The organism is Microbacterium sp. W4I4, from assembly GCF_030816235.1.
Lineage (GTDB): Bacteria > Actinomycetota > Actinomycetes > Actinomycetales > Microbacteriaceae > Microbacterium.
The window spans coordinates 179,514-196,636 of record NZ_JAUSXT010000001.1 but is presented as its reverse complement, the minus strand read 5'-3'; the positions used below and the strand labels follow the sequence as shown (position 1 = coordinate 196,636).

The window sequence follows — 17,123 nt, the reverse complement described above, 5'->3', positions numbered from 1 at the left end:
GCAGACCGCTCAGCGCGAGCGCGAGCCCATCGACAGCAGCGCGATGTCGAGCGCTCGAGGATCCTGCTTGCGCGCCTGCTGCTCGCGAAGCAGATCGACGGCGATCTCGCGACGCTCGGCGCGCAGGGCCATGCGGCGGTCGACGTAACGCGTGATCGTCGCGGCAATGGCCGTGAGCCCGCGCTCGAGCGCGGTGGGGGCCGCGAGGTGAAGCGTTGCACTGGTCATGATCACTCCTTGTCGGTCGACGTGCGGCGTCCCGCGGTGGGGAGGTCGAAGATATCGGCGCGCAGCGTGACGCGTCGGGCACCGGGCAGGGACTCCTGGCCGGCGTAGCGTTCGATCGCGGCATCCACCACCTCCGAGAGCTGCCGGCTGACCTCGGCCATCTGCTCGGGCGTGATGTCGAGCATCGTCGTCATGACGAGGCCGGCGTCCTGCCACCCCTCCGCCTGCTCGGACTCGGAACGGTTGAGGTAGTCCATCAGCGCCTGATGACGCAGCCGCATGAACTCTGCCGTGACGATCTGCGCCGCGGCCCGGCTCGCGGGGGTCGTCGCGTCGGCCGGACCAGGCAGATTGATGCGCCCCTTGGGACGCTCCCACCAGCGCTCCCGGGCCGTGCCGCGATCGGGCACCTCTCGGATCAGATCCTGCGCGGCCAGAGCTCGCAGGTGATAACTGGTGGCACCTGAGGTCTCACCGATCAGCTGGGCGAGGGTGCTGGCCGTCTGAGGCCCGCGCTCGCTGAGCAGATCGTAGATCCGCACCCGCAGTGGGTGCGCGAGTGCCTTCAGCGCACCCGACTCCAGCGTGCGTCCCCGCTCGTTCTCCGTCATGCATGCAAAGATACTCTTGCAAAGAGTTCTTTGCAAGTTTTCCTTTGCAAAGAAGTGGATGCACCTGCGAGGGCATGAGAGATCTCTCATCTGTCAGCGGCGGCGCCGGATCTCGGCAAGACTGGTGTCATGGCACGCTGGGCTTACATCGCGGTGCCGATCGGCGCCGTTCTGCTGGTCGGCGGATGGTGGGCCGCTGACGCGGTGCTCGCACCGCCCGACCCGCAGCTCGGGCCCGTCGTCGTCGTCACCCCGCACGACGGCGCACCCGGAACCTCCACCCCCACCCCTACCCCCGACACGACGACACCGGCCCCCGACGAGGCCACCGTCGTCCCCCCGGCTCCCCCACCCCCGGCCGGAGACGATGACGACGATGACGACGACGACCTGGATGACGATGACGACTGAGCGTCGCCGCGGCGTCACCGTTCGAACCCGCATCCTCGCCTGGACTCTTCTGGTGGTCGCGCTCGCGCTGTGCGTGATCGTGCTCTCGACCGGCCGAGTCCTGCTGTCACGGGTCGAAGCATCCGCCGTCAGCGAGCTCGAGCACGAAGCCGCGAAGCTGCACGCCTTCGCCGCAGGCGTGGACCCGAGCAGCGGCGAGGGCTTCACCGGCACCCAGCAGCTGCTCACCGCTTACCTGTCGCACAACGTGCCCGAACAGGATGAGACCTACTTCAGCGTGGTGAACGCGCAAGCAGATCGCCGCAGCGCGGACTCACCCCCCGCGCGTCTCGATGTGGATGCCGAGTTCGTCGCCGACGTGAGCGCGCTGCGTGCTCCGGCATCCCGGCCGAATCGAGACGTCGGCCGGCGCCGCCATGTATGCGGCGATGCCAGTCGAGTTCACCGGCGATCCCGTCACGGGGGCGCTGGTGGTCGTCGAGTTCCTCGCCCCGGAGGAGCAGGAGGTGTGGTCGACGATCGTGACGATGGCGGTCGCGGCGGTGTTCGCCCTCGCCCTGGCGGGAGCCGCGGGGTGGTTCGTCGCGGGCCGGGCGCTCACACCGATCCGTGAGGTGCAGGAGACCGCCGCCGGAATCGACGGCAGCGACCTCGCGCGCCGCATCGACGTCGTCGGCACGGACGACGTCGCCCAGCTGGCGGTGACCTTCAACGGGATGCTGGACCGCGTGCAGTCCGCGTTCGACGGCCAGCGGCGCTTCCTCGACGACGCCGGTCATGAGCTGCGCACGCCGATCACCGTCATCCGAGGGCATCTCGAGCTGATGGGCGAGGACCCGACCGAACGCGAGCAGACGCTGCGGCTGGTCGACGACGAGCTGCGACGGATGTCCCGCCTCGTCGACGATCTGATCCTGCTCGCGCGTGCAGAGCGTCCGGACTTCCTGATGACGGATGTCGTCGATGTCGCCGATCTGGTCGTCGAGACCCTGGCGAAGGCTTCCGCTCTGGCCGAGCGCACCTGGTCGATCGATGCGATCCCCGAGGGCATCGTGCAAGCCGACGGGCAGCGCCTCACACAGGCGCTCCTGCAGCTCATCTCGAATGCGGTGGAGCACACGTCCGGCGGCGATCCCATCGCGATCGGCGGGCGGCTCGACGAGACGCACCTGCTGCTCTGGGTGCGCGACGGCGGCGACGGAGTCCCGTATGCCGAGCAGTCGCACATCTTCGAGCGCTTCGCGCGCGGCGCGTCCGGCGCCCGCCGCCCCGGCAGCGGCCTGGGGCTGGCGATCGTCGCCCGCATCGCCGCGGCACACGGCGGCACGGTCGGCGTCGACTCCCGGCCTGGGCACGGAGCCACCTTCACGCTCGACCTGCCGGTCCGCCCTGTCGAGGAGCCCTCATGAATCGCATCCTGCTCGCCGAGGACGAGGATCGCATCGCATCCTTCATCGTGAAGGGCCTGCGCTCGAACGGGTTCCGGTCGGAGACCGTCGTGAACGGCAATGACGCAGTGGAGTTCGCCCGCTCGGGCGAGTTCGATCTGATGATCCTCGACATCGGACTGCCCGGGCTCGATGGATTCAGCGTGCTGCGCCGGCTGCGTGCCGAGCGGGTGGAGATCCCGATCATCATCCTCACCGCTCGCGATGCTGTCGAGGACACCGTCGCCGGGCTCTCCGGCGGCGCAGACGACTACATGCACAAGCCGTTCGCGTTCGATGAGCTGCTGGCTCGCATCCGGCTGCGCCTGACCGCGCCCTCCGCGACGGAGTCGACCGTGCTCAAGGCCGGGGATCTCACCCTCGATCTGCGCACCCGGCGCGCGCGCATCGGAGACCTCGACGTGGAGCTCACCACCCGGGAGTTCACCCTGCTGGAGACGTTCCTGCGCCACCCCGACGAGGTGCTCACCCGGCAGCAGCTGCTCAGCAGGGTCTGGGAGTTCGACTTCGACCCCGGCTCCAACGTCGTGGACGTGTACATCCGCTACCTGCGGGGCAAGCTCGGCGCGGACCGCTTCGAGACGGTGCGCGGTGCCGGGTACCGGCTGCGCGCCAACATGTGAACTCTCTCATCTGGGCCTCATCCTCCTCACGTTCGGAACCGGAATCGTTGATGTCAACGCCGATCTGAGGAGGATCACATGTCTCTGGCCATCGCCATCATCACCGATCTCATCGCCATAACCGTCCTGGCCTACGTGCTGTACTTCCGACGGCACCGGCGGCGCGACCTGCTGCTGTCGTACATCGCACTCAACATCGGTGTGCTCGCGGTGACGATCGCGCTGAGCTCGGTGGAGGTCGGAATCGGTCTGGGCATCGGGCTCTTCGGCATCCTCTCGATCATCCGCCTGCGCTCGGATCAGATCACCCAGCAGGAGATCGCGTACTACTTCGTGTCGCTCGTGCTCGGCCTGATCGCCGGGCTCCGGCCCGTGCCGGAGTGGATCACTCCGGTGCTGTCCGGGCTGATCGTGCTCGCGATGTTCGTCGTGGACGGCCGCTGGACCGCCCGTCGTGCCCGCCGACGCACGGTGACCCTGGATCGCGCCTATCTCGACGAGGGCGAGCTCGAGCAGGTGCTGCGCGACACGTTCGATACGGCATCCGTGCGCTTCGAGGTGCTGGAGCTGGATCTGGTGCGCGAGACGACCGTCGTTGACGTCCGCTATCAGGCGGCGAAGAGCACGTCGCTGCGGCCCGACCACGTGCAGACCTCCTCGCTCGTGTCCGCGCCCGCTTCCCCCGCCCCGCAGTCGGGTCTGCCCGCGCGCGTCCCCGCACCCGCCCCCTTCGCGACGCCGCCCCGGCCCCCGTTGCCGGCACGGGGAACGGCACCCGCACCGGCACCGGTCGACGCATCCGCTCGACACCACGTATCGGCATGACCGCGTTCGACAAGGTCGTGCAGGGCCTCGCACCGATCTCACTGACCGAGCTGGACTCGTCCGCCGCGCTCATGAGCCGTGTGGACCGCAAGTACTTCGTCCCGCGCGACCTGCTCGCGCGGCTGCTGCCGGAGGACGGACTGAGGGTGCTGCAGATCGGCGACCGGCGCACGTTCCGCTATCGCACCGTGTACCTGGACACACCGGATTTCACGTTCTTCCGGCAGCACGTGCAACGGCGCAGGAATCGCTTCAAGGTGCGCACCCGGCTGTACTGCGATACCGGCGTCAGCCGCCTGGAGGTCAAGTCGAAGGGCCTGCGGGGTCTGACCGTGAAGCAGCGCCGCCCGCATGATCCGGATCGACTCGGATTGCTCGATCAGGATGGGCGCCGGTACGTGACCTCGCTCATCGGCATGGGTGCCGGCGAGCTGCGTCCCGTGCTCGAGACCGATTACCGGCGCACGACCCTGACCGACGGGCACCACCGGATCACCATCGACCAGGACCTCGACAGCGTGTCCGGCGCACGTCGGATCTCGGGGCCGGCAGAGGTGCTGGTGGAGACGAAGTCACCCGACGGCGCTGGAGCGCTGGACCGGATGCTGCTGCACGCCGGCATCCGTCCTCATTCGGTGAGCAAGTACTGCCTCTCAGCGTCACTGCTATATCCGCACCTGCCCGGCAATGACTGGGCGCGGATCCGGCGCCGGTACTGGGGCAGCTGACCGGCGTCAGTCCACGAGGGCGCGGGCGGCCACGAATGCAGCCACGCAGCGCTCGACCTGCTCGGCCGTGTGCGCTGCCGAGAGCTGCACGCGGATGCGGGCGAGGCCCCTCGGCACCACCGGGAAGCTGAAGGCCGTCACGTACACGCCGTGCTTCTGCATGGCCGCCGCGATCTCGGCGGTCTGGGCGGCGTCGCCGAACATCACCGGCACGATCGGGTGCTCCCCCGGCAGCAGGTCGAAGCCCTCCTCCGTCATCCGTCTGCGGAACAGCGCCGCGTTCTCGCGCAGTCGGGCACGCAGGTCCGCTGACCCCTCGACCAGGTCGAGCGCCGTGAGGGTTCCCGCGACGATCGACGGGGCGAGCGTGTTCGAGAACAGGTACGGGCGCGAACGCTGGCGCAGCAGCGCGACGATGTCGCGGTGCGAGGCGACATACCCGCCGGATGCGCCGCCGAGGGCCTTGCCGAACGTGCCCGTGTAGATGTCCACCCGATCGGACACACCGCACAGCTCGGGCGTGCCGCGGCCGTTCTCGCCGATGAAGCCGACCGCATGCGAGTCGTCGACGAAGACGAGCGCGTCGTACTGCTCGGCGAGATCGCAGATCTCCTGCAGCGGCGCGATGTACCCGTCCATCGAGAACACGCCGTCCGTGACGATCACGCGGAAGCGCGCGTCGGCGGCGTCCTTCAGCTGCTGCTCGAGATCGGCCATGTCGCGGTTGCGGTAGCGCAGTCGGCGGGCCTTGGACAGGCGGATGCCGTCGATGATCGACGCGTGGTTCAGCTCGTCCGAGATGATCGCGTCCTCTGCCGAGAACAGGGTCTCGAAGACCCCGCCGTTCGCGTCGAAGCACGAGGAGTACAGGATCGCGTCCTCGGTGCCGAGGAATGCCGACAGCCGGCGCTCCAGCTGCAGGTGCTGCTCCTGCGTGCCGCAGATGAAGCGCACGCTGGCCATGCCGTAGCCCCACGCGTCCAACGCGGTCTTCGCGGCGTCCAGGATGCGCGGATCATCCGCGAGGCCCAGGTAGTTGTTCGCGCAGAAGTTCAGCACCTCGGCGCCGTCGGCGATGATCTCCGCACTCTGCGGACCCCGGATGCCCCGCTCGTGCTTGGTGAGGCCGGCCGACTCGATGCCGGCGAGCTCGTCCGCCACATGCGTCTGGAATGTCGTGTACATGTCGGGTCCGCCTTCTACAGTTCTGTCCAGTCGAGGATGATCTTGCCCGTGCCCGCCGACTCCGCGGCGGCGAAGCCCTTCTCCCAATCGCGCGCCGGAAGGACGTCGGCCACGACGCGGCTGATCGCGTCGCGCAGCGTGACGCTGGTCTGCAGCATCGCCCCCATGGCGTTCCAGGTCTCGAACATCTCGCGACCGTAGATGCCCTTGATGGTGAGCATGTGCGTGACCAGCTTGCCCCAGTCGATGCCGAAGCTCGAGCTCGGCAGACCGAGCATCGCGATGCGGCCGCCGTGGTTCATGTTGTCGATCATGGCCGGGAGTGCATTCGGCGCCCCGCTCATCTCGAATCCGATGTCGAATCCCTCGCGCATGCCCAGGGCGACCTGTGCGTCGCGGATGTCGTGCTGCGAGACGTCGATGATCTGATCGGCTCCCATGGTGAGAGCCATCTCCAGCCGAGGTGCGCTGACGTCGGTCGCGGTGATGAAGCGCGCGCCTGCGTGCCGTGCGACGGCGATCGCCATCAGGCCGATCGGGCCGCATCCGGTGACCAGCACGTCCTCGCCGATGAGGGGGTAGGTCAGCGCGGTGTGCACGGCGTTGCCGAGCGGGTCGAAGATCGCGCCCAGCTCGGGGGTGACGTCGTCGTGGTGCACCCAGACGTTGGTGGCGGGCAGGCAGACGTACTCCGCGAACGCGCCGTCGCGCTGCAGCCCCAGCCCGATGGTGCGGATGCACATCTGTCGACGGCCCGCGCGGCAGTTGCGGCAGGTTCCGCAGACGATGTGCCCTTCCCCCGAGACCCGGTCGCCGACGGCGATGTCGCGTACGAGCGGGCCGATCTCCACGACCTCGCCGTAGAACTCATGGCCTGGGATGAGAGGGGCGGAGATCGCGGATGCCGCCCAGTCGTCCCAGCGGCGGATGTGCAGGTCCGTGCCGCAGATGCCGGTGCGGAGCACCCGGATGATCACGTCAGCCGCGCCGGCGACCGGATCGGGCCGATCGACGAGCTCGAGCCCGGCAGCCGCGGCGGGCTTGAAAAGTGCCTTCATGATTCGATCTGACCGCAATCGACCGTGTAGAGCAATCGTCATTTCCTGCACAGTTCTTGTAGAGATCGCTTACACATAGGATCGGAACGTGGAACTCCATCAGCTGCAGATCCTCCGCGAGCTCGGGGCGCTGGGCAGCGTGACCGCCGTCGCCGAGGCGCTGCGCGTCACGCCGTCGGCCGTCTCGCAGCAGCTCGCCGCCCTGCAGCGCGGGTTCCGCACACCACTGACCCGCAAGCAGGGACGCACCCTGGTGCTCACCGCCGCCGGCGAGGTCCTCGCGGCATCGGGAGCGGAGGCGATCGACGCGATGGCGGCCGCCCGCAACGCCCTGGACGCCTTCGAGCACGATGCCGCCGGCCCGGTCACGCTCAGCGGTTTCCACAGCGTGGGCCAGGCTCTCTTCGGCGCGCTCGTGCGGGAGCTCGCCGCGACACCGCCGGCCCCGACCGTGCATCTCACCGACGAGGACGTCGCGCAGAGCGACTTCCCCGCGCTGACGGCACGCTACGACCTGGTGCTGGCTCACCGGATGGATCACTCCGCGCCGTGGCCGAGCAGCGGCATCCGCAGCCTCACCCTGGTGCGCGAGCCCCTGGATGTGGCGGTCGCGGCCTCGCATCCGCTCGCCTCCCGCCGTTCCCTGTCCCCCGCCGATGTCGCGGGCGAACGCTGGGTGACCAGCCGCATCGGCTACTCGCCGGACGACGTGCTGCGGGCGATCGCCGCCGTCGCGAATCAGCCGGCGCAGGTGCAGCACCGGATCAACGACTACGGCGCGGTGGCCGCCGTCGTGGCGACCGGCGATGCGATCGGAATGCTGCCCCGCTACACCTCGCGCAGCGTGGACGACCGCGACATCGTGCGCCTGCCGCTGCGCGGAGTCAACACCCTGCGCGCGATCGACGTGCTCGCGCGTCCCGAGCATCTGCGCCGCCGCTCGGTGCGACAGGTGATCGAGTCGCTGCAGCGGGTGATGGCGCGCCTGAGCAGCTGAGGGCGGTGTGCGCGGACACGTCCTAGGCTCGGGGAATGGCCACGAACCCGCTCCTCTCCCCGTCCGCGCTCCCCTACGGACTGCCCGATTTCGCGGCGATCCGCCCCGAGCACTACCTGCCGGCGTTCCAGCAGGCGTTCGAGGAGCACCTGCGCGAGGTGCGCGCGATCACCGTCGTCCGCTCGATGCCGACGTTCGAGAACACGCTGGTGGCGCTGGAGCGCAGCGGTGAGCTGCTGGATCGGGTCGCCCACGCGTTCTACACGGTGAGCTCGGCGGATGCGACGCCGGAGATCCAGGAGATCGACGAGCAGCTCGCCCCGCTGATGGCCGCGCACGAGGACGCGATCCGGCTGGACGCGCAGCTGTACTGGCGCGTACAGCAGGTGCACGCTCAGCTCGACGAGCTGGACCTGGATGCCGAGCAGCGGTACCTCGTCGAGCGGCACTTCCGCGAGATGTCGCACGCCGGAGCGGCACTCGATGAGGAGTCCAAGGCCCGCCTGACGGAGCTGAACAAGCGCCTGTCGACCCTGAGCACGACGTTCGAGAAGAACCTGCTCACCGACACGAACGAGCTCGCGGTGATCTTCGACGATGTGACGGAGCTCGACGGTCTTACCGCGGGCGAGCTCAGTGCGACCGCCCGTGCGGCATCCGATCGTGGCGAGGAGGGCAAGCACCTCGTGGGCCTGCCGCTGTTCAGCGGCCACCCGTACCTGGCCTCCCTGACCGTCCGAGAGAGCCGCCGGCGCATCCTCGAGGCGTCGCTGTCGCGCGGATCGCGCGGGAACGCCAACGACAACGGTGCCGTGCTGACCGAGATCGTGCGGTTGCGCGCCGAGCGCGCGGCGCTGCTCGGCTACCCCTCGCACGCCGCATACGTGACGGCCGACGAGACCGCCGGCACGCCCGAGGCGGTGGAGCGGATGCTGCGCGACCTGGCTGTTCCGTCGGCGCGCAACGCCGAGCAGGAGCGCGTGGCGCTGCAGGAGATCGTCGACGCATCCGAGCCGGAGCCGTTCGCACTGCAGGCGCATGACTGGGCGTTCTACACCGAGAAGGTGCGACAGGCCCGCTACGACATCGACACCGCGGCCCTGCGCCCGTGGTTCGAAGCCGAGCGGGTGCTGCGCGACGGGGTCTTCTTCGCGGCGAGCCGTCTGTACGGGGTGACCTTCACCGAACGCGAGGACCTGATCGCGTATCACCCGGGCGCGCGGGTGTTCGAGGTGCACGACGCAGACGGGTCGGAGGTGGGACTGTACGTGCTCGATCTGTACACCCGCGACTCCAAGCGCGGCGGAGCGTGGATGAACCCGATCGTCAGCCAGTCCGCCCTGCGCGGCACGCTGCCGGTCGTCGTCAACAACCTCAACGTCTCGCAGCCCGGTGACGGGCAGCCGACACTGCTCACCCTCGACGAGGTGACCACCCTGTTCCACGAGTTCGGGCATGCCCTGCACGGGCTCTTCGCACGGGTCACCTACCCGCACTTCGCCGGCACGAACGTGTTCCGCGACTTCGTGGAGTTCCCCAGCCAGGTCAACGAGATGTGGATCCTGTGGAGCGAGGTGCTCAGCAGCTACGCACGCCACCACGAGACCGGTGAGCCGCTGGATGCCGGCATCGTGGAGCGGCTGCGCGCCACCGAGGCGTTCGACCAGGGGCATGCGACCAGCGAGTACCTGGCCGCCGCGTGGCTAGACCAGGCCTGGCACCGCGTCGGCCCGGATGCCGCGATCGATGACGTCCCCGGGTTCGAAGCATCCGCGCTGGCCGACATCGGCCTGGCGAACCCGCTCGTGCCGACCCGCTACTCGTCGACCTACTTCGCGCACGTCTTCTCGGGCGGGTACAGCGCCGGCTACTACTCGTACATCTGGAGCGAGGTGCTCGACGCCGACACCGTCGAGTGGTTCCGTGAGAACGGAGGCCTCACGCGCGAGAACGGCGACCGCTTCCGCCGGCGCCTGCTGGGAGTCGGTGGTTCGAAGGATCCGCTGGACGCCTACCGCGACTTCCGGGGCCGGGATGCCGAGATCGCCCCGCTCCTGACGAGGCGCGGTCTGGACGACTGACCTGCTGTCGACTCAGCCCCGGTCTATCCGGTAGAAGCGCCAGAGGTCGTTCTCGATGTCGAGATCAGTGACCCGGCTGAGTCCGGCCTGCGTTGCCCACCGGCGGACGGTGGCGGGTCGAAGCACTGTTCCGTTGGCTTCGCCCGGCCCCTCGGCGATCGTGGCGGGCAGACAGTGCAGCACGCTGAAGGCATAATTGAGCCGCTCCAGCTGGTCGCCGTTCGGCGTGAACTCGTCGGCCACCTTCTCGTCGCCGACGAGAATGGCACCGCCATCGGCAAGCGCCGTCCCCAGCGCCGCCAACACGGCGGCTGGTCTGTTCATGTCGTGAAGCGCCTCGAACACGGTGATGAGCGCCGCACCGTCAGGTGCGATCGCATGAAGTGCGACGGGGTCACCCGCGTCGGCACGCACGAATCGCACCCTTGACGCGAGTGCGGCATCGGTTTCGGCGACCTGGGTGAGCCGGGTCTCCGCGTCGGCGATGGACTCCTCATCGAGGTCCATCCCGATCACCGTCGCCATCGGGAACTCGCGAGCGAGCGCGAGCGTGGACCATCCCGTCCCGCAACCGGCGTCGATGATCACTGTTCGCTGTGCGCGCTCCTGTACATCGATGTCCGGCATCGCCGCGACCCACGTTCCGAGGTCGCGGGCGAACGACGGTCGGTTCAGTGCTGCGATGGCGTGCCGGACCGAGGGTCCGAACGCGGCGTAGCTCACCCCGTCGCCGTGGACGAAATCATCGGCGACGGCGTCGAAGGCGTTGCCGAGACCGTGCAGGAACGCCGCAGCCGCGGCCATCGCGTATGGGCTCTCCGGGTCTACGAGCACGGATGCCTGTCCCTGACTGAGCGCGTACCGACGGGTCGAGGTATCGCCCGCGGCGGCCACGTCGATCAACCCTGAGGTTGCCTGCTGCTCGAGCCACTCTCGGAGGTATCGCTGATCGACATGACACGCACGTGCCAGCTCAGTGCTGGAGATCGGTCCAAGATCGCGAAGCGCTTCGTACAGCCCGTGGCGGGTGCCGAGTTCGACGGAATACAGCTCCATCGCGGAAACGAGCGCCGCCAACAATCGTGTCGCGAGAGGTTCAGCGCTGGAATCCTCGCCCATCTCCGCACCTCGGTGCTGCACAGTGCTCATGGCATCATGTTGGCACGACCGAAGATCGCCGTCGAGGGGCTCCCGCGACGACCTGTGGACTCAGGCGCTCTTGCGCTTGCGCGCGAGGACGATCGTGGGCGGGGCGCCCTCATCGACCGCGGCCTTGGTCACGACGACCTTGGTGACGTCATCGGCCGACGGGATCTCGAACATGATCGGGCCGAGCACGTCCTCGAGGATCGCGCGCAGTCCGCGGGCACCGGTCTTGCGCAGCACGGCGAGGTCGGCGATCGAACGCAGCGCGTCCTCTTCGAACTCGAGCTGCACGCCGTCGATCTCGAACATGCGCTGATACTGCTTGACCAGCGCATTGCGCGGGCCGGTGAGGATCTCGATGAGCGCGTCCTGGTCGAGCGGAGACACCGAGGTGACAACGGGCAGACGCCCGATGAACTCCGGGATCAGGCCGAACTTGTGCAGGTCCTCGGGGAGCACCTCGCTGAACAGGTCGAGGTCCTTGCCCTTGTCGTGCAGCGGAGCACCGAAGCCGACGCCGTGCTTGCCGACACGGGCGGAGATGATGTCCTCCAGCCCGGCGAACGCGCCGGCCACGATGAACAGCACATTCGTCGTGTCGATCTGCAGGAACTCCTGATGCGGGTGCTTGCGACCGCCCTGCGGCGGCACGGATGCCACGGTTCCCTCAAGGATCTTCAGCAGCGCCTGCTGCACGCCCTCGCCCGACACGTCACGGGTGATGGAGGGGTTCTCGGCCTTGCGCGCGATCTTGTCGATCTCGTCGATGTAGATGATGCCGGTCTCGGCGCGCTTGGTGTCGTAGTCGGCCGCCTGCAGCAGCTTCAGCAGGATGTTCTCGACGTCCTCGCCGACATAGCCGGCCTCGGTCAGTGCGGTGGCGTCGGCGACGGCGAACGGGACATTGAGTCGCTTGGCGAGCGTCTGCGCGAGATAGGTCTTGCCCGTTCCCGTCGGGCCGAGCATGAGGATGTTGCTCTTGGCGACCTCGATCTCTTCGGCCCGCTCCTCGGCGGACTGGATCGTGCCGCGTGCCCGCACGCGCTTGTAGTGGTTGTACACGGCGACGGACAGCGAGCGCTTCGCGTCGTCCTGCCCGACCACGTATTCCTCGAGGAAGGCGAAGATCTCGCGGGGCTTGGGCAGCTCGAAGTCGGCGACGGGCCCGCCGCCCGCCTCGGCCATCCGCTCCTCGATGATCTCGTTGCACAGCTCGACGCACTCGTCGCAGATGTACACGCCGGGGCCGGCGATCAGCTGCTGCACCTGCTTCTGGCTCTTCCCGCAGAAAGAGCATTTGAACAGGTCAGCGCTCTCACCGATGCGTGCCATGCGCGTCCTCCTCGAAGCGAGCGGCCAGGCGGGGTCCTATGCCGTCAATCGAGCCTAACCGCCCGCACCGACACCGGGCCGTATTGGCGCGCATGAGGAAGGGCCCGGTCCGCCATCAGCGGAACCGGGCCCTCGCGCATCAGAGGCACGTCAGAGCATCGACTTGGTGTGCCACACGGTCTTCGTCTCGGTGAACGCCGTGATGCGATCCAGGCTCTGCTCGACGGCACCGTTGGAGACCTTGCCGGGGCGCAGCACGCGCTTGAGCGTACCGGCGGCCGCGATCTCCAGCTCGACCCAGTCCAGGTCGCCGGCGCCGGCGAGATCGATCGCGTTGACATCGGCGTGCGAGGCGAGCCACGGTGCGATCTCGGCCGGCGAGCCGGTCAGCACGTTCACGACACCCCCGGGCACATCGCTGGTGGCGAGCACCTCGGCCAAGCTGATCGCCGAGAGCGGGAACCGCTCGCTGGCGATGGCCACGACCGTGTTGCCGGTGACCAGCGCCGGTGCGAGCACCGACACCAGACCGAGCAGCGCGGAATCCTGCGGAGCGACCACGACGACGACGCCGGTCGGCTCCGGCACGGAGATGTTGAAGTAGGGGCCGGCGACCGGGTTGGCGTTGCCTGCGAGCTGGGTGTACTTGTCGCACCAGCCGGCGTACCAGACCCACAGGTCGACGGCGGCATCCACCTGCGCGCCCGCGACGGCGGCACTGACGCCCTCCTGCTGGGCGATCTCATCGATGAACTGGGCACGGCGGCCCTCGAGGATCTCCGCGACGCGGTACAGCACCTGCCCGCGGTTGTACGCCGTGGCACTCGACCAGCCCTTCACCGCCGCGCGCGCGGCGACGACGGCATCCCTGGCATCCTTGCGCGACGCCTTGGCGGCGTTGGCCAGGAAGGCACCCTTCTTCGAGAGCACCTCGTAGGTGCGGCCGGACTCGCTGCGGGGGAACGCCCCGCCGATCGCGAGCTTGTAGGTCTTCGGAACAGTCAATCGCTGGCTCATGCCGATGCCCCCTTCAGGTATGCGGTCAGGCCGTGTCGGCCGCCCTCGCGGCCGTAGCCGGACTCCTTGTACCCGCCGAACGGGCTCGACGGGTCGAAGCGGTTGAAGGTGTTCGCCCACACCACACCCGCGCGCAGCTTGTCGGCCACGGCGAGGATGCGGGAGCCCTTGTCGCTCCAGATGCCGGCCGACAGGCCGTACGGCGTGTTGTTGGCCTTCGCGATCGCCTCGGCGGGCGTGCGGAAGGTCAGCACCGACAGCACCGGGCCGAACACCTCGTCGCGGGCGATGCGGTGCGATGCCTCGACACCGGTGAAGATGGTCGGCGCGAACCAGAATCCCTTCTCGGGGATGGCGCAGTCGGCGGTCCAGCGCTCGGCGCCCTCGGCCTCGCCGATGTCGCTGAGCTCGCGGATGCGGGCCAGCTGCGCTGCCGAGTTGATGGCGCCGATGTCGGTGTTCTTGTCCAGCGGGTCGCCCAGACGCAGCGTGGACAGGCGATGCTTGAGCCGGTCGATGACCTCGTCGTGGATCGATTCCTGCACCAGCAGGCGGCTGCCCGCGCAGCACACATGTCCCTGGTTGAAGAAGATGCCGTTCACGATGCCCTCGACGGCCTGGTCGATCGGCGCGTCATCGAAGACGATGTTCGCCGCCTTGCCGCCGAGTTCGAGTGTGACGCGCTTGTCGGTGCCCGCGATCGCCTTCGCGATGTCGCGACCGACGCCGGTGGAGCCGGTGAAGGCCACCTTGTCGACGTCGGGGTGGCGGACCAGCGTCGCTCCGGACGCACCGGCGCCGGTGATGATGTTCACGACACCGGCGGGCAGGTCGGCCTGCTGCAGGATCTCCGCGAAGATCAGTGCGGTCAGCGGCGTGGTCTCGGCGGGCTTGAGCACGACCGTGTTGCCTGCGGCGAGAGCCGGGGCGATCTTCCACGCGAGCATGAGCAGCGGGAAGTTCCAGGGGATGATCTGACCCGCGACGCCCAGCGCCTTGGGGTTCGCGCCGAGGCCGGCGTAGTCGAGCTTGTCGGCCCAGCCCGCGTAGTAGAAGAACCACGCGGCCACCAGGGGCACGTCCACGTCGCGGCTCTCCTTGATCGGCTTGCCGTTGTCGAGGCTCTCGGCCACGGCCAGCTCGCGTGCGCGCTCCTGCACGAGGCGGGCGATGCGGAACAGGTACTTGCCGCGGTCGCGGCCGCTCATCTTCGACCACACCTTGCCGTGGGCGCGGCGTGCAGCGGCGACCGCGCGGTCGACATCCTCATCGGATGCCGAGGCGATCTCGGCGATGCGGCTCTCGTCCGCGGGCGAGATGGTGTGGAACGAGGGTCCGGAGCCGTCGACGAATTCGCCGTCAATGAACAGCCCGTAGCTGTCCTTGAGGTTCAGGATCGCCTTCGACTCCGGTGCGGGAGCGTATTCCAGGAATGACATATCAGAGGTCCTAGTCGATGGTCACGTAGTCGGGACCGGAGTAGTGGCCGGTCGTGAGCTTCTGGCGCTGCAGGAGCACGTCGTTGAGCAGGCTCGATGCGCCGAAGCGGAACAGGTGCGGCTGGAGCCATTCCTCGCCCACGGTCTCGGCGACGGTGACGAGGTACTTGATCGCGTCCTTGGACGAGCGGATGCCGCCGGCCGGCTTCACGCCGATCTTCTCTCCCGTCGCCCGATGCCAGTCGCGCACGGCCTCGAGCATGAGCAGCGTGGTGGGCAGGGTCGCGGCGGGCGACACCTTGCCGGTCGAGGTCTTGATGAAGTCGCCGCCGGCCAGGATCGACAGCCAGGACGCGCGCCTGATGTTGTCGTAGGTGTTCAGCTCTCCGGTCTCCATGATGACCTTGAGCGAGGCGTAGCTGCCGTCCTCACGGCGGCAGGCCTCCTTGACCCGGGCGATCTGGTCGAAGACCAGGCCGTAGCGCCCTTCCAGGAACGCCCCGCGGTCGATGACCATGTCGATCTCGTCGGCTCCGGCGGCGACGGCATCCGCCGTGTCCGCCAGCTTGACCTCGATCGAGGCGCGACCGGACGGGAACGCGGTGGCGACGGCGGCGACGGAGATGCGGCCGTCATCGGGGTCGCCGTGGAGGGCACCCAGCGCCTCGACGGCGTGACCGACCATGTCGCCGTACACGCAGACGGCCGCGACCAGCGGGGCGGTCGGGTCGGAGGCATCCGGGGTCTTCGCCTTCGCGACGAGCGATCGCACCTTGCCCGCGGTGTCGGAGCCCTCGAGAGTGGTGAGGTCGATCAGCGAGATGATCTTGTCGAGCGCCCACGCCTTCGAGGTGGTCTTGATCGAGCGGGTGCCCAGGCCCGCTGCGCGCTGTTCGAGGCCCACGGCGTCGACGCCGGGAAGTCCGTGCAGGAATCGGCGCAGGGTCGCGTCGTCGGGCTCACCGCCCAGCACGTCGACGGCGTTGCGCCGCATCAGTTCTGTGGTCGTCACATCTCCTCCAAGAGTGCTCGTGCTGTGGATTCGTCAGTCACCAGAACGCTGCACAGCCCGGTGCTGACGACTGTACGCGCGATGTCGTGCTTCGCGGCGCCGGCGCTGACGAAGATGGATCGGGGTGCGGAGCGCACCTGGGCGAGGGAGACGCCCACGGTGCGGGCGTCCAGGTGGGGATCGACGATGTTGCCGTCCGCATCGATGTAGCGGCCGAGCACGTCGCCCACGGCTCCGCGGCGGGCGAGCTCGGCGATGTCGTCGACGGTCAGGTAGCCGTTCTCGACATGCGCGGATCCCGGATCGCACGGTCCGGCGGTGAACAGCAGCGTGTCGGCATGGGCCGCCTGGTCGAGGATCCCTGCGACCGTGCGATCGGACTCGATGGCCTGCTTGGTCTCGACGCGCTCCAGGATCGCGGGGCTGGGCAGCAGGACGGCCTGTCCGGAGCCGCGCTGGGCGGTGGTGACGGCGACGGACGCCGCACCTCCCGAGCGGCGGTTGAGGCTCACGCCCCCGTTGGCCTGCACGACGGTCACGCCGTGCGCCCAGCCATCGGGCAGCGCATCGGCGATGGCCGTCAGAGTGCGACCCCAGCTGACTGCGAGCGTTCGGGGAACCGGACGCAGTGCGGTGAGCATGTCCGCCGCCGCACGTGCGACGCGCTCCAGGACTGCGCCGGGGTCATCCGGTGCGGGGACGACGATGGCGTCCTTCAGGCCGAAGCGCTCGATGAGAGCCCGCTCCGCACCCAGGCGACGGGCACGGGGGTGCACTATCTCGATGCGCACGATGCCGCGCTCGCGAGCCTGCACCAGCAGCCGGCCGACCTTCCAGCGGGAGATGCCGAGAAGCGCGCCGATCTCGTCCTGCGTCTTGTTCTCGTCGTACGAGAGCTCGGCGACACGGACCATCAGCAGTTCGTCATCCACGGCATCCTCCTTCCGCGTCCAGCTTAGGAGTCTGCCGACGTGCGCGCACG

Annotated in this window: 18 protein-coding genes; 8 read left to right on the top strand and 10 right to left on the bottom strand. The window is 68.6% G+C overall.

The annotated features are described in order from the left end of the window. Positions 1–9: 9 nt before the first annotated feature. Positions 10–228, bottom strand: coding sequence for a hypothetical protein (locus tag QF046_RS00980; protein ID WP_307365294.1), 219 nt, complete (start codon positions 226–228; stop codon positions 10–12). Positions 229–230: 2 nt separating this feature from the next. After that, positions 231–839 carry a transcriptional regulator gene (locus tag QF046_RS00975; protein WP_307365293.1) on the bottom strand — a complete coding sequence of 203 codons (609 nt, stop codon included), beginning with the start codon at positions 837–839 and terminating at the stop codon, positions 231–233. Between the two features lie 129 nt (positions 840–968). On the opposite strand from QF046_RS00975, the gene QF046_RS00970 reads away from it, so the two are divergent. The 6 genes from QF046_RS00970 to QF046_RS00945 all read left to right on the top strand — a co-directional run bounded on the left by QF046_RS00970 (position 969) and on the right by QF046_RS00945 (position 4,874). Further along, positions 969–1,250: a hypothetical protein gene (locus QF046_RS00970; protein WP_307365292.1), complete on the top strand. Its 282-nt coding sequence runs from the start codon at positions 969–971 to the stop codon at positions 1,248–1,250. Further along, positions 1,216–1,863: a hypothetical protein gene (locus QF046_RS00965; RefSeq protein ID WP_307365290.1), complete on the top strand. Its 648-nt coding sequence runs from the start codon at positions 1,216–1,218 to the stop codon at positions 1,861–1,863. The genes QF046_RS00970 and QF046_RS00965 overlap by 35 nt, the downstream gene beginning before the upstream one ends. Beyond that, complete coding sequence (locus QF046_RS00960) at positions 1,778–2,659, top strand: cell wall metabolism sensor histidine kinase WalK (RefSeq protein ID WP_307372613.1); 882 nt, start codon at positions 1,778–1,780, stop codon at positions 2,657–2,659. The genes QF046_RS00965 and QF046_RS00960 overlap by 86 nt, the downstream gene beginning before the upstream one ends. Then, positions 2,656–3,321: a response regulator transcription factor gene (locus QF046_RS00955; RefSeq protein ID WP_307365288.1), complete on the top strand. Its 666-nt coding sequence runs from the start codon at positions 2,656–2,658 to the stop codon at positions 3,319–3,321. The genes QF046_RS00960 and QF046_RS00955 overlap by 4 nt, the downstream gene beginning before the upstream one ends. 78 nt (positions 3,322–3,399) lie before the next feature. Beyond that, the gene (locus QF046_RS00950; protein WP_307365286.1) at positions 3,400–4,146 is read left to right on the top strand and encodes a DUF4956 domain-containing protein; all 747 of its coding nucleotides are present in this window, start codon (positions 3,400–3,402) and stop codon (positions 4,144–4,146) included. Continuing rightward, positions 4,143–4,874 (top strand): polyphosphate polymerase domain-containing protein, encoded by a 732-nt coding sequence (locus QF046_RS00945; RefSeq protein ID WP_307365283.1) that lies wholly within the window; start codon positions 4,143–4,145, stop codon positions 4,872–4,874. The genes QF046_RS00950 and QF046_RS00945 overlap by 4 nt, the downstream gene beginning before the upstream one ends. A 6-nt stretch (positions 4,875–4,880) precedes the next feature. On the opposite strand, the gene QF046_RS00940 is transcribed toward QF046_RS00945, so the two are convergent. Then, positions 4,881–6,059 (bottom strand): glycine C-acetyltransferase, encoded by a 1,179-nt coding sequence (locus QF046_RS00940; RefSeq protein ID WP_307365281.1) that lies wholly within the window; start codon positions 6,057–6,059, stop codon positions 4,881–4,883. Between the two features lie 14 nt (positions 6,060–6,073). Beyond that, entirely contained in the window at positions 6,074–7,117 is a 1,044-nt protein-coding gene (gene tdh / locus QF046_RS00935) for an L-threonine 3-dehydrogenase (protein WP_307365279.1), read from the bottom strand. A gap of 88 nt (positions 7,118–7,205) precedes the next feature. Here tdh and QF046_RS00930 point away from each other — a divergent pair, with 88 nt between their 5' ends. Next, the gene (locus QF046_RS00930) at positions 7,206–8,114 is read left to right on the top strand and encodes a LysR family transcriptional regulator (protein ID WP_307365277.1); all 909 of its coding nucleotides are present in this window, start codon (positions 7,206–7,208) and stop codon (positions 8,112–8,114) included. Between the two features lie 35 nt (positions 8,115–8,149). Beyond that, positions 8,150–10,195: a M3 family metallopeptidase gene (locus QF046_RS00925; protein ID WP_307365275.1), complete on the top strand. Its 2,046-nt coding sequence runs from the start codon at positions 8,150–8,152 to the stop codon at positions 10,193–10,195. 12 nt (positions 10,196–10,207) lie between these two features. Here the strand turns inward: QF046_RS00925 and QF046_RS00920 are convergent, their stop codons facing one another. The 6 genes from QF046_RS00920 to QF046_RS00895 all read right to left on the bottom strand — a co-directional run bounded on the left by QF046_RS00920 (position 10,208) and on the right by QF046_RS00895 (position 17,073). Then, positions 10,208–11,344 carry a trans-aconitate 2-methyltransferase gene (locus QF046_RS00920; protein WP_307365273.1) on the bottom strand — a complete coding sequence of 379 codons (1,137 nt, stop codon included), beginning with the start codon at positions 11,342–11,344 and terminating at the stop codon, positions 10,208–10,210. A 60-nt stretch (positions 11,345–11,404) separates the two neighbouring features. Further along, positions 11,405–12,673: an ATP-dependent Clp protease ATP-binding subunit ClpX gene (gene clpX, locus QF046_RS00915; protein WP_307365271.1), complete on the bottom strand. Its 1,269-nt coding sequence runs from the start codon at positions 12,671–12,673 to the stop codon at positions 11,405–11,407. Between the two features lie 150 nt (positions 12,674–12,823). Further along, positions 12,824–13,690 carry an aldehyde dehydrogenase family protein gene (locus QF046_RS00910; RefSeq protein ID WP_307365269.1) on the bottom strand — a complete coding sequence of 289 codons (867 nt, stop codon included), beginning with the start codon at positions 13,688–13,690 and terminating at the stop codon, positions 12,824–12,826. Continuing rightward, positions 13,687–15,129 (bottom strand): aldehyde dehydrogenase family protein, encoded by a 1,443-nt coding sequence (locus tag QF046_RS00905; protein ID WP_307365266.1) that lies wholly within the window; start codon positions 15,127–15,129, stop codon positions 13,687–13,689. The genes QF046_RS00910 and QF046_RS00905 overlap by 4 nt, the downstream gene beginning before the upstream one ends. A 10-nt stretch (positions 15,130–15,139) precedes the next feature. Continuing rightward, on the bottom strand, positions 15,140–16,123 hold the full coding sequence (deoC, locus tag QF046_RS00900; RefSeq protein WP_307372611.1) for a deoxyribose-phosphate aldolase: 984 nt from the start codon (positions 16,121–16,123) through the stop codon (positions 15,140–15,142). Between the two features lie 14 nt (positions 16,124–16,137). Further along, positions 16,138–17,073 (bottom strand): sugar-binding transcriptional regulator, encoded by a 936-nt coding sequence (locus tag QF046_RS00895; protein ID WP_307365263.1) that lies wholly within the window; start codon positions 17,071–17,073, stop codon positions 16,138–16,140. Positions 17,074–17,123 lie beyond the last annotated feature (50 nt).